The sequence below is a fragment of the Streptomyces sp. NPDC021622 genome (assembly GCF_040640795.1).
Classification (GTDB): Bacteria; Actinomycetota; Actinomycetes; order Streptomycetales; family Streptomycetaceae; genus Streptomyces.
Genome location: NZ_JBFACK010000011.1, coordinates 27,843 through 39,934, shown reverse-complemented (window position 1 = coordinate 39,934; position 12,092 = coordinate 27,843). Strand labels below are relative to the sequence as shown.

Sequence of the window (12,092 nt, the reverse complement as noted above, 5' to 3'; positions counted from 1 at the left end):
ACATGCACGTCGGAGACCTCCTCCAGATCAAGGGGCTCGACCTCACCCTCGTCTGGGGTGGCGAGAATCTGCTCGACCAGGCGATCAGCGGAGTGACCGCCACGGACCTGGAGGATCCCGCCCGCTTTCTCCAGCCCGGAGAGATCGTGCTCAGCGGCCTGGTGTGGTGGACCGAAGCGGACCGTCACGCCAGGACCGAGCGCTTCGTCTCCGCACTGGCGGAGTCCGGAGCCACAGCGCTCCTCGCCGGCGAGGAGACCCACGGCACCGTCCCCGCCGACATCGTCGAATCCTGCCGCGAACACGGCATCGCGCTCCTGGCCGTACCGGCGCACACCAACTTCCGGGCGATCACCGAAGCCGTGTACCGGCGCCAGTGGGGCGACCTCAGCCGCCGCCCCGCAGACCACTTCGCCCTGCCCGAGAACGTACGCAACGAGCTCGGCCGTCTCCTCGATCAGCGCGCCGAAGCCGGCGAACTCCTCGAGTGCGCGCTCGCTCCGTTCGGTACGCCGTCGTGTTACGTGCTCACCAGCAGCGGGCGCACCATCGCCCGCACCGCGTCAGCCCCCGAACTCCCGGCCACGCAGGCCGCGCAGAACCTGCGCGGCCCCGCCGGTGAGACGCTGCGCGTCCAGGCGGAGACCACGCCGTACGACGCCTGGTATCTCCATCTGCCACCACAGGCAGGCGGAGCGCCGCCCCGTGCCCTGCACGAGACAGCCGAGGCCATCGGCCAGTACCGCCACCTTCACGATCGCCGGCATGCGGCCCGGCGCCGGACCGGGCAGGAGCTGATCGCCCTCGTCGACAGGGACGGCGCCGACGCGGGAGCTCTGGCCAACGCCCTTGCGTCCTGCGGGCCGCTCACGGAGGGCCCCTGGCAGGTCGTGGTCACGGCCGCCGGCGGGCAGCTCGCGGACAGCGCCGCCGAGGAAGCGCTCACGGAGGCACTCCAGCACCTTCCCTCCGCCGACTTCGCGGTCGGCACGACCCTGGACGCGGAAGCCGTCGCCGTCGTACGAAGCGGCGACTGGGGCACCGCCGCGCTCCGCGAGCCCTGGTCCCTGCTGCACGACTGCCGCCCCGAGACCCCGCTGCACACCGGCGTCAGCGCGCCCACCACCGAGCCCACCGGACTCCGTACCGCCCTCGCTCAAGCCCGCTACGCCCTCGCGGCGGCACGGCACGGTTCCCCGACGCCCGGCCAGGTGACCGCGGTCGAGGAACTCTCTTCCCTGGACTCACTCCTGGCCGGCATCCCCGCCGACGTACGCACCATCTTCAGTGCCGCGACGCTCGGCCCCCTGGCCGACCGCGAACCAGCCTCGCACAGCAGGCTTCTGGAGACCCTGGAAGTCTTCCTCGCCCACAACTGCTCCTGGGCCCGCACGGCCGAAGCCCTGCACCTGCACGTCAACACCGTCCACTACCGCATCGAACGGATCCAGGACCTCACCGGACGGGATCTCTCCCGCTTGGACCACAAACTCGACCTGCGCGCCGCGCTCTTGTGCCGCTGAGATGCTCGCGGGCCCCCGCCGGCGCCGGCCTTCAGGCCCGTCGACGACGAGACGCCGAGATGAACGGCTCCGTCAGATGCGGCGTCGCCAGGTGCAGCGTGGCGGCGGTTTCGTGGCCGAGCATGCGCTCCCTTGAGCGCCTGGCCGCCTCGGGGTCGGTCTCGTGCGAGTAGGCGAGCTCGGGGTGGAGCAGTTGGAGCGCGTGCACCAGGAGGTCGCCGGTGACGAGCGCAAGATCGCGCCCGTCGGCGACCAGCACGCTCTGGTGACCGGGCGTATGACCGGGTGTGGCGACCGCGCGCCCGGCGCGCAGTGGCGTGTCCCCGTCGAGGAGCCGGAGCCGGCCGACCGCCTCGAGCGGGTCGGTGAGGGTCTCGCGAAGCTGCGGGTTGAGCGCGTCGAGGGCGTCGAACTCGGCCCGCTGGAGCAGGTATTCGGCGTTCGGGAAATAGGGGCGGCGGCCGCTGGTCGCACTGCCGGCGCCGCCCGCTGAGGGGACGGCCGCCTCGGTCACGACCGCCCACCCGACGTGGTCGGTATGCAGATGCGTCAGCACCACGGTGTCGACCTCGGCCGGGTCGATGCCCGCGGCGGCGAGCGACTCGGGGAGCGCACCGGGGACGGGCGCCCATGAGGCTGCCGGGCCGTCCGCCGGACCAATCCCGGCGTCCACGACGGTGAGGCCCTTGTCGCCGCGGATCGCGTACGCGCGGAACTGGAGCCGCCAGCCGCCCTCGGCGTCGACCGCGCCCGGGTCGTAGCGGTCGGCCTCGGCCCACTGGGCGGCCGTGGCCTCGGGGAAGGCCTCGCCGCGCGGGGAGAAGAACGGGCCCTCGCCGTCGGCGAGGGCGATGATCTCGGTCGAGCCGATCCGGAGGCGGGGAGCGCTGAGGGACATGGCCGCGATCCTGTCATGCCTCGCACGGGGCACGCGCGGCTCGTGACAGTGGGCCGGTCAGCTGCGGAAGGGGCCCGTGACTTCGTAGGTGATGCCGCCGGACGAGCTGCCGCTCGTACCGCGCTGGCTGGAGAAGTAGAACCGTTTGCCGTCCGGCGAGAAGGCCGGGCCACAGATCTCCGAGGAGGACTGGCCGTTGATCCTCAGGAACGTCGCGACCACGTCGTCCGGCGTGATGATGCAGATCTCCATGTTGCCCCCGTCCTCCGCGACGTACAGATCGCCGGAGGACGAGCCGGTGACGTTGTCGACGCCGGTCAGCGGGGCTCCGCCACCGACGACCAGGGAGTCGTCGTAGGCCAGCTCATAGGTGCCGGCGGCCAGGTTGAGCTGCCAGACGCGGCCATCGCCCTTGGTGGTGAACCAGACGGTGTCATTGGCGTAGTGGCAGCCCTCGCCGCCGTTGAACAGCTTGGCGCCGGAGACCTGGTCGCGGGTCGGGGTTGGCGAGCCGTCCGGGTCGGGCACGGTTGCCCAGGTGAAGCTGCCGGAGGTGGCCGTTCCAGCCTTGAGGACCTGGAGCGTGCCCGCCGAGAGGTTGCCCCACGTGGACGGAACGAACCGGTAGAAGCAGCCGTCCGACGCGTCCTCGGTCAGGTAGATCACCTTGCGGACCGGGTCGGCGGCGGCCGCCTCGTGGTTGAAGCGGCCCATGGCATCGCGGCGCACGGCGGCGTTCACGCCCCACGGGTCGGTCTCGTAGACGTAGCCGTTGCTGACCTCCTCGCAGGAGAGCCAGGTGTTCCAGGGGGTCGCCCCGCCGGCGCAGTTGCGGTTCGTGTTGGACAGGATCCGGTACGAGCCGGTGATGGAGCCCGTCGAGTTGAACTTGATCGCGCCCGCGCCGCCGGTGGAGGAGATCTCCGAGTTGGAGACGTAGATCCAGCCCGTGCCGTCGGCGAAACAGGCGCCGCCGTCGGGGGCGTTGTGCCAGGTGTAGGCGGTGGAGCCGACCTTCTGGCCGGACCCGGCGATCACCCGGCTGGTGAAGCCGCTGGGCAGCTGGATGCCGTTGGCATCCGCCGTGCCGAGCGCTCCGTAGGGGCCCGGGCCTTTCTGGGCCGGCGCCGCGTAGGCCGCGCCCTGCATGAGGGTGTAGCCGAATGCCGCCGCTGTGCCGCCGACGACCGCTCCACGCAGGAAACTACGACGTTCCACTTGATCACTCCAGGGGATCGTGACCGTCCCTGCCGCACCGGTCGGGCGGCAGGGTCGCGGGGGGTGCGCTTCCGGAACGTACGAGTCCTGGATTGACGGTGCATCAACGACCGATGAAGCGGAAGCGACTGCTTCCGGCCTGTTGCGCGCGGCCGATGGTCTCGGCCGCGCCGTTCACCGTGACGCATCGGCCCCGGTCGTCGGCAGATAGCGCGGCGCGCGCCAAGCCTTCAGCCGCTGCTCCACCGCGGCCCCCAGAGACAGGAGCTCGGCGTCTTGGTGGTCACCGGCCATCAGGAGCAGGCCGACCGGCAGTTCGCCAACGGACCCAGCGGGCACCGAGAGGGACGGATATCCGGCGACGGCCGCCGGCGTGGACGAAGGGATGACGTCGTTGTCGCCGCGTGCGCAGTCGGTCGTCCAGGCGGGCGGGTTCGTGGGCGCCGCGATGGCGTCCAGGCGATGGGTGGCCATGGTCTCGTCGAGGGAGCGCCGGGAGAGGTCCTTCAACTCGGCACGCATGGCGCGGTACTTGGGGTCGGTGGTGGGCGGCGCGGCGAGTGCCTGCTCGAACAGCTCCTGACCGGCGAAGCAGGTCTGTTCCTCGGGGTGGGCACGGTTGAACTCGATCAGCTCGGCGAGGTTCTGGGGGCCCTTGCGCGTACCGAGGTAGGCGTCGATGTCCCGGTGGAACTCGCTGAGCAGCGCGGGGAATTCGAGTTCGGCGAGCCGCGCCTGGTACGGGGGCGTCACCTCGACGACCACGGCTCCGGCCTTGCGCAGCTTCTTCGCCGTACGGGTCATCACGGCGTCCACGTCGTCTCCGAGCGAGGGCAGGCGCCACAGCCCGATCCGCTTGCCGCGAAGGCTGGTGCGGGCGGCGTCACCGTACGAGCCCTTGCCCTCGCTCAGCACGGACAGCGTGAGCGCGGTGTCGACCACATTGCGCGCCATGGGCCCGGCCGTGTCCTGCTCGGCTGAGATCGGGACGACGCCCGACTGGCTGACCAGGCCGAGGCTGGGCTTGTGTCCGACGACGCCGTTCATCCCTGCCGGGCACACGATGGAGCCGTCCGTCTCGGTGCCGATGGCGACCTGCGACAACGACGCGGCGAGCGCGGCGGCGGAGCCGGACGACGATCCGCACGGGTTCCGGTCCAGGACGTACGGATTATTGGTCTGCCCGCCCACCGCCGACCACCCCGAAGTCGGCTTGGTGGCACGGAAGTTGGCCCACTCGGACAGATTGGTCTTGCCGAGGATCACCGCCCCCGCCTTGCGCAGCCGGGTCACAAGGGCGGCATCGGTGCCGGGCGGGCTCCCGGCGAGCGCGAGCGATCCGGCCGTCGTCGGCATGTCGCGGGTGTTCACATTGTCCTTGACCAGCACGGGGATGCCGTCCAGCGGCCCCAGGGTCTTGCCGCGCCGGTGCCTGGCGTCGCTGGCGGCCGCCTGGCGCAGCGCCGTCGGGCTGGTGCGCAGCACCGAGTGAATCCTGGGATCGACATCCTCGATCCGCCGCAGGTAGGCCCGGGTAAGCGCCGCCGAGCTCAGCGAACCGTCGGCCATGCGCGCCTGTAACTCCGGAATCGTCGCGGTGTCCAGATCGACGCCGCGCTCCTCGGCAGCTTGCGCACCGCTGCTGTCCGGTACGCCCGTCAGAAGCGACCCCGCGACGAGGGCGGCGGTCATTGCGGCCATGCTCTTCTTCCTCATGCGGGTCAGCGGACTACACGGGCCGCGTCCGGCGCAAGGGCGCGGGGCTTCCACAGATCGCGGCACCCGCGCCGGGTCGGGCCACTCAGGTGACACCTCCGCCCCAGAGCGACAACCGTGCCCAGGGCGCCGAGAACTGCACCGGCCTCGCGGAGGTCGCCGACTGGACCTGGACCGGTTGATGCCCCAGCCGCCGCTCCGGCGGACAGTCGGCTCAGCTCTGGGCCGGGGTGAGCACCACGAAGTCCGCGTTCGACGGGTCGAGGCAGACGGCCAGGCGGCCGACGCCTTCCGCGTCCGCCGGTCCCATCTGCACGCTCCCTCCGTTCTCGGTGACCTTCGCGACCGCGGCGTCGCAGTCGGCGACAGCGAAGACCGGGTGCCAGTACGGCCGCCCGCCCGCCACCGCGAGGTCCTCTGTATGGAGCTGCATGAGGCCGCCCTGCATACGCTCTTCAGGCAGCCCGGCGGGCGTGATGAGGGTGTACGTGCCACCGCCGCCCGGCAGCTCCGTGTCGCTGAACTGCCAGCCGAACACTGCGCCGTAGAACTCCTGGGAGGCCGCGGCGTCGCTCGTGTACAGCTCGGTCCAGGACAGCGAGCCCGGCTCGTCCGCCAGCTCGAAGCCCGAGTTCTTCCCCGGCTGCCAGACGGCGAACTGGCCCCCCAGCGGGTCGCTGTACTGCGCCATCCGGCCCCAGTCGTCGAGGTCCCGCGGCGCCACCCGCACCGTGCCGCCCGCGCGCTCCACGGCCTGAGTCGTGGCGTCCGCGTCGGTGACGGTGTAATAGATCATCCAGGCCGAGCGCGCTCCCTCCTCGCTGAGCTTGCCGAGCCCGGCGACGGTCTTGCCGTCCTTCTTGAACATCCCGCCTTCCATGTCCTCCGACTCGCCCATGGACTCGTACTCCCAGCCGAGCACCGCGCCATAGAAGGCCGCGGCGGCCCGGACGTCCGGGGCACCGAGGTCGAGCCAACAGGGGGAGCCGGGAGCGAGGTCAGTGGTGATCACGGCGATTCCCTTCGCAGATACTGTGTGGCACCAGCCTGGCACTCGCCACTGACAGTCGCGCGTCGACCGCCCGGTGATGCGCCTCTAGAGGGCGTGCCGGCGGGGGCCAGGCGGTGGACCAGTGCACTTGGGGGATCAGCGGTGTGCCCCTCGGGTGGGTTACGCGGTCAGGAAGGAGACCTTGGTGAGGTTCTCCGAGGCGGTCCAGATCCGCCGGGCCTCTTCTACGCTGCGCAGCCGGGAGTAGAGCTTCTGCTCTCCGGGAGGGCCGCCCATGTGCCCGAGTCCCCGCGGCCCGTAGAACCCGCCGCGCTTGGCGTCGGGAGAGGTGGCGGCGAGGAGGGCGGGAAACTGCGCGCTCTCGACCGTCCCGACGATGATGCCGCGGGCGGAGAGGGCCCGGATCAGGCGCACACCCATGGTGTCCTTGCTCCGGCCGACCGCGAGCAGAGTCGTCGGGGCGACTCCCGGATGGGAAAGGTTGCTCGTGATGCCCCAGTGGTGGGCCTGCCTGCGCCCCGCCTTCATGCCGTCGTACGAGCGTTCCCATTTCAGGTCGTCCCAGTTGATGGCTCCTTGGTTCGCCGCGATGCTGACCTGGAGGTCACCCGCGCGCAGCCGACGCGCAGCAGCGGCAGCAGATGGGCCACCAGGGCGAAGTGGCCGAGATGGTTCGTACCGATTTGCAGCTCGAGACTGTCGGCGGTCGTGTGCCGGTCGGGCGGAGTCATGACGCCGGCGTTGTTGATGAGCAGACGGATCGGCCGGCCCTCCTCGCGCAGGGGCCCGCCGAGGGCGGCGACGGAAGCAGGCTTCGCACCGACCGCCCCGCGCGGATCATGCCGAGGGGCCCACCTCGGACCAGTCGATGATCCGATCGCCGGGGTCACAGCTTCTCCCGGCCGATTGCAGACCGCCTCCGTGGCCACCGCGGGCCCGCCCGCTTGCTTGGCATCCGGCTCTCGGAGGTGGATGCCGATGGTGCTCCCGCGCTGACGGCGGCAGCCTCGGCCGGGGCGATGCGGCGCAGCAGGAAGCCGGCGGTCAGGGCCATGACGAACATCACCACCGCGTACACCGCCGAGGGGATGGCCATCCGGGTGCTGTCAAGGAGCGAGGGGCTGAGGGCGATTGCCATCGACAGCGTGGTGTTGTGCATGCCGATCTCGAAGCAGGTGGCGACGGACTGCCGGTGGTCGCCGCGGGCCAGCCGGGTCGCGCCGTAGCCGATGGTCAGGGAGATCGCGCCGAAAAGGAAGACGACAAGGCCGACGTCGGCGAGATAGCCGAGCACGTTCTCACGCTCGGCGGCAAGCGCGACGATGATGATGCCGACGAGCGCGGCAACCGCCGTCACCTTGACCATCCGCGTGGAGCGCTCCGCGAAGTCCGGACGGCGGTGCCGGACCAGCATTCCCGCCGCGACCGGCACCAGCACGACGAGGAAGACCTGCAGTGTCTTGTCGAAGCGCAGTCCCAGCGCCTCATCCGTGCCGGTCATGAAGTGGTCAAGGGAGAGATTCACGACGATCGGCAGCGTGACGACGGCGATGACCGAATTGATGGCGGTCAGCGTGACGTTGAGGGCGACGTCGCCGCCGAAGAGATGGCTGAAGATATTGGCCATGGTGCCGCCGGGAGAGGCCGCGAGCAGCATCATGCCGACGGCCAGCGCGGGACTCAGATCGAAGGCCAGCACGAGGCCCAGACAGGCGGCGGGCAGCAGCACCAGCTGGCAGACGAGCGCGACGGCCACAGGCCGCGGATACGCCGCGATCCTGCGGAAGTCGGCCACAGACAGGCCGAGTCCGAGACCGAACATGATCACGGCGAGGACGGCAGGCAGCAGATAGGTGGTCAGTGGCGAGTCCACGCGAACAGACTCCGCGAGGCTGCTCGAAAAGTCCATGACCATACAGAACAGCTCCCGCACGCCGGCCGCGGCGGAGAGGCGCAGGGCCCCGGTAGCCGGCCATCAGGCCAACCGGCCGCGCCGACAGGTCCAGAGAGACCTCGCCCTCCACCGCTCCCGGTTCGCCGTGACCAGGTCCAGCAGCGTGCCCCGCGCCGGCCCGGGGAGTTGGCCACGTGGACCGCGGTCCCCGGATCCGCCTGGATCAGCACCCGCCATCCGACGGGCTGGGAGCGAGTGGGAGCACAAAGCGCTCCCACTCGCTCCCACCACCACCCCGAAAACGCCTCAGGGCCCATCCAAAGATGAGCCCTGAGTTGCGGAAATATCGGCATCGCTGTCGGGACGACAGGATGTGAACCTGCGACCCCTTGCCCCCCAGTCAAGTGCGCGATCCTGGTTCGGAGTTCTGAAGACCCATCGGCGCCCGTACGACGTCGTTTGCGGAAGTGCGGGGCCGCTCTTAAGAACTTCTTACGCTCACCCCCGATGCTCTCCCCCGTGAATTACGTGAAGAGCAACAGCAGTCAGACACAGCAGCAGCCCCGGCACGGTGACGTCGCAGGCGCGCAGCGTCGGCGACGCATCCGTACGTACGGCATCGCTGCGGCCGTCGTGCTGACCGCCACCACGGCGTCGGCCGGCTACCTGGCCATGGCCGAGCCGCCGTCAGGCGGCGGTACGCCGGGCGAGCCGCCACAAGTGCACGGCAGCACGGTCGACTTCACCGTGCATGGCGGCACCGCGCGCGTGGACACGGGGTCGCTGCGCGTCACGGGGCACACCGACGACGGGGCCTCACTCCCGGTGTCCGGCGCGGCTGTGCAGCAGCTCGGCAAGCCCGGCCCGGTGACCGTGGACGGCGACACTGCCCGCTGGACGTACCCCGACAAGAAGCTCACCGTCACGGCGGAGAGCGATCACGGTCGGCTGCGCATGACGGTGCACTCCGGTGCCGCCCAGAACCTGTCCTGGCCCAGTACCGCGCCCGGCGCTCACGGGGCCCTTCAGATCCCGCGCGGCGAGGGCTTGCGCATCCCGGTGAACGACATCTTCTGGAACTCCGGCGAGGCCGGTCTGACGGACACGGAGGCCGAACTCTCGGGCGGCCTCACCCTTCCTGCCTGGGGCTACACCCAGGGCAAGCACGGCGTCAGCTATATCGTGCCGGAGGAGGTCGGCACTTCGCTGGGCTTCGCCTCGAAGGGCGGCCGGCTCGGCTCCACGGCGCGGCACGAGTTCTCGCGGCGCGAGCAGACCCGCGACTACACGGTGCACTTCTCCCTCACCGGCTCCTCCCCGGTCTCCTCCGCCACCAACTACCGTGCTTACCTCGCCGAACACGGCAAGCTGCGCTCCTTGAAGCAGAAGATCCAGGAGAATCCCGAGGTCGAGCGGCTGCTCGGGGCCGTGCACGCCTATGCCTGGGGCAGCGCCCGTACCGCGAAGGGCGTGAACGAGCTGCGCAAGCTCGGCGTCTCCCGTCTCTGGCTCGGTTACGACGCCGACGACCAGCCGATGGAAGAGAAAGCCGTACGGGTCGCGCAACGACACGGCTACCTGGTCGGACCGTACGACTCCTACGCCAACGGCCAGCCCTCCGACAGCGCCGACAACCCCTCCTCGAAGTGGCCCGGCTCGGTCTACCCGGACTTCTGCATACGGAACTGGAAGGGGGAGATCAAGGAAGGCTTCGGCGGCCGGGGCTGCTACGTCAGCACCCAGGCGTTCAAGCAGGCCGAGCCCGGCAAGCACTACCTGGCCGACCGGGCGAGGAAGATGACGGCCAACGGTGCCGACAGCTACTTCCTGGATGTCGACGCGGCGGGCGAGCTGTTCACCGACAGCAGCAACGGCCACCGCATGAACAAGAAGCAGGACCGCGCCAACCGCCTGGAGCGCATGCGGAAGCTCGCATCCGACGACAAGTTCGTCCTCGGCTCCGAGTCCGCCGGTGCCTGGGCCGCCCCCGTGCTCACCTTCAACCACGGTGGGCAGACACCGGTCGCGGACGGCTTGTGGAAACTGGAGAGGGACAAGGAAAAGTGGGGCGGCTACGCGCCGCAGGGCGAGCCGGCGATCTTCTTCAAGCAGGTCAAGCTGCCGCCCGAGCTGGCGAAAGCGATGTACGACCCGCGCTACCGCGTCCCCCTGTACGAAACCGCGCTGCACGGCTCCGTCATCAACACCGACCGCTGGGAAATGCCGTACAACAAGCTCCCGGACCAGAAGACCGACCGGGCATTGATGTCCGTCCTCCACAACACCCCGCTCAACTTCACGCTCGGGGAAAAGAACCTGAAGTCCACGGGGAAGGAGATGGCGGCGCTCCAGCACTATTTCGCGCCCCTGCACAAGGCCGCCGGAACCGAGCCGATGACCGGCTACCAGCGGCTCACCGGTGACGGGACGGTGCAGCGCTCGGAGTTCGGCGACGGGAAGCTGACCGTGACCGCCAACTTCGGGAAGAGGAAGTACGGTTCATTGCCCGGCGGTTGTGTGGATGCCACGCTCGAAAACGAGGCGAAGTCTCACCGCCTCTGCCCGGCGAAGCTGCCCTGAGCGTTCCCCGGACGAGGTCACTGGTCGTGGTGCTGGTAGCGGTACGTAAGATCCATGCTTTGCCGCCACATCAGGCACACTCGGTCGCTCAGTACTCGCTCCTCCTCCAAGGTGTGCGGCCGTAAGCCGAGATCGTCGGCAAGGCAGACAAGGGCAACGAGCCCAAGGTGATTGCGAGGCTGAAGCAGCTCCATGGAAAGTGACCCGCAGTACGTCGTCGTCGACGACCGGTTCTCGGCCCTCTTCATGCTGGGGGCCGACGACCGCGCCGAGGATGTCGAGAACGTCGACGTCGAGCTCCGTCTGCCCGACGGAACGAGGTGGAGTGCCACCTTCATGACGCTCCGCGAGATCGCCGAGGTCATGGACCGCTGGAAGCAAACGGGCGAATGCGCGGGCGGCGCCTTCTTCCAGTGCCCCGACCTCGTCATCGTCCCGACCGGCGGGGTCGACGCGATGATGGCGTCCCTTCGCGGAATCATGGATTCCGGCGGCCCGGAGGGAATCCTGCCCGAACTGGACTGAGCGACAGAGCGCCGGAGGTCCCGTCGGTAAGGGCGGGGCCTCCGGCGCAGGCGAGTACGGAGTGCAGGCCTTCCTGGCCACCCGAGCCGCGTCACGCCGCGAGCCGCATGATGACTCCGGGACGTCGGATCTTGGTCGAGCTTCTGCCCTGCCGGGAGCCCCGTCGGCGACGGAGTAGCCCCGGGTCAGCGTCCGTTGCCCTGTGGCAACCCGGATATGCGTCGCTGGTATCGGCGGGGTAGGAAGCTCCGGCGAAAAGCCCTGGCTAGCAGGCCTTCCACGAGGAGATCCTGTCGTTGGCGGTCGGGCCGACGTTGGGTCGCGCATCGCCTGGACCCACCCTCGCCAGGAGGGACCCCTCACCGTTTGAGTTCTGGTAGAAGCAGACGTGGGAACCGGTGCGGTTCCTGAGGGAGGTCGTCCGATCGTTCATGTATCCCCCGACATTGGGACGTTCAGTTCCGGGATCGAAGACGAAACGTCCTTCGTAATTGCTGTTGTCCCAGACGCATACATACTTCTTGGGGCAGTCGTCGGGGTCGGCGCTGGCCGGCGTCGCTCCTAGGCCGACCGTCGTCACTGTCACACACGCTGCCGCGATGACACCGGCTACCAGAGTCCTCTTCATGTCTTTCCGTCTTCCTCTCGTCGATCTGTGTACCGCAGTTCGCGGTCATCAGAAATTCGGGAGCAGGCCGGGCGGGTCGTTCCCCTCTTCGTGCAGCA

At 69.6% G+C, this 12,092-nt stretch carries 9 protein-coding genes and 1 pseudogene; 3 read left to right on the top strand and 7 right to left on the bottom strand.

Annotated features, from left to right (window positions below; genetic code table 11):
* Positions 1–2 precede the first annotated feature (2 nt).
* Complete coding sequence (locus AB0G47_RS22210; protein WP_360772513.1) at positions 3–1,523, top strand: PucR family transcriptional regulator; 1,521 nt, start codon at positions 3–5, stop codon at positions 1,521–1,523.
* Positions 1,524–1,554: 31 nt separating this feature from the next.
* Here the strand turns inward: AB0G47_RS22210 and AB0G47_RS22205 are convergent, their stop codons facing one another.
* The 6 genes and pseudogenes from AB0G47_RS22205 to AB0G47_RS22180 form a co-directional block, all read right to left on the bottom strand.
* Complete coding sequence (locus AB0G47_RS22205) at positions 1,555–2,421, bottom strand: MBL fold metallo-hydrolase (protein ID WP_360772510.1); 867 nt, start codon at positions 2,419–2,421, stop codon at positions 1,555–1,557.
* A 57-nt stretch (positions 2,422–2,478) separates the two neighbouring features.
* Positions 2,479–3,639: an alkaline phosphatase PhoX gene (locus tag AB0G47_RS22200; protein ID WP_360772508.1), complete on the bottom strand. Its 1,161-nt coding sequence runs from the start codon at positions 3,637–3,639 to the stop codon at positions 2,479–2,481.
* Between the two features lie 174 nt (positions 3,640–3,813).
* The gene (locus AB0G47_RS22195) at positions 3,814–5,355 is read right to left on the bottom strand and encodes an amidase family protein (RefSeq protein WP_360772505.1); all 1,542 of its coding nucleotides are present in this window, start codon (positions 5,353–5,355) and stop codon (positions 3,814–3,816) included.
* Between the two features lie 214 nt (positions 5,356–5,569).
* Positions 5,570–6,367: a VOC family protein gene (locus AB0G47_RS22190; protein ID WP_360772502.1), complete on the bottom strand. Its 798-nt coding sequence runs from the start codon at positions 6,365–6,367 to the stop codon at positions 5,570–5,572.
* Positions 6,368–6,526: 159 nt separating this feature from the next.
* A pseudogene (locus AB0G47_RS22185) lies at positions 6,527–7,176 on the bottom strand (short chain dehydrogenase); the annotation flags it as partial.
* A 77-nt stretch (positions 7,177–7,253) separates the two neighbouring features.
* A complete protein-coding gene (locus AB0G47_RS22180; RefSeq protein WP_360772500.1) occupies positions 7,254–8,240 on the bottom strand; it encodes a bile acid:sodium symporter family protein in 987 nt (328 codons plus the stop codon).
* 528 nt (positions 8,241–8,768) lie between these two features.
* Between AB0G47_RS22180 and AB0G47_RS22175 the strand changes: the two genes are divergently transcribed.
* Together AB0G47_RS22175 and AB0G47_RS22170 are read left to right on the top strand one after the other, a co-directional pair.
* Positions 8,769–10,841 carry a glycoside hydrolase gene (locus AB0G47_RS22175; RefSeq protein WP_360772497.1) on the top strand — a complete coding sequence of 691 codons (2,073 nt, stop codon included), beginning with the start codon at positions 8,769–8,771 and terminating at the stop codon, positions 10,839–10,841.
* A gap of 192 nt (positions 10,842–11,033) precedes the next feature.
* Positions 11,034–11,366 carry a hypothetical protein gene (locus AB0G47_RS22170; RefSeq protein WP_360772495.1) on the top strand — a complete coding sequence of 111 codons (333 nt, stop codon included), beginning with the start codon at positions 11,034–11,036 and terminating at the stop codon, positions 11,364–11,366.
* A gap of 265 nt (positions 11,367–11,631) precedes the next feature.
* Here AB0G47_RS22170 and AB0G47_RS22165 read toward each other — a convergent pair whose 3' ends face one another.
* On the bottom strand, positions 11,632–11,994 hold the full coding sequence (locus AB0G47_RS22165; protein WP_266872487.1) for a peptidase inhibitor family I36 protein: 363 nt from the start codon (positions 11,992–11,994) through the stop codon (positions 11,632–11,634).
* Positions 11,995–12,092 lie beyond the last annotated feature (98 nt).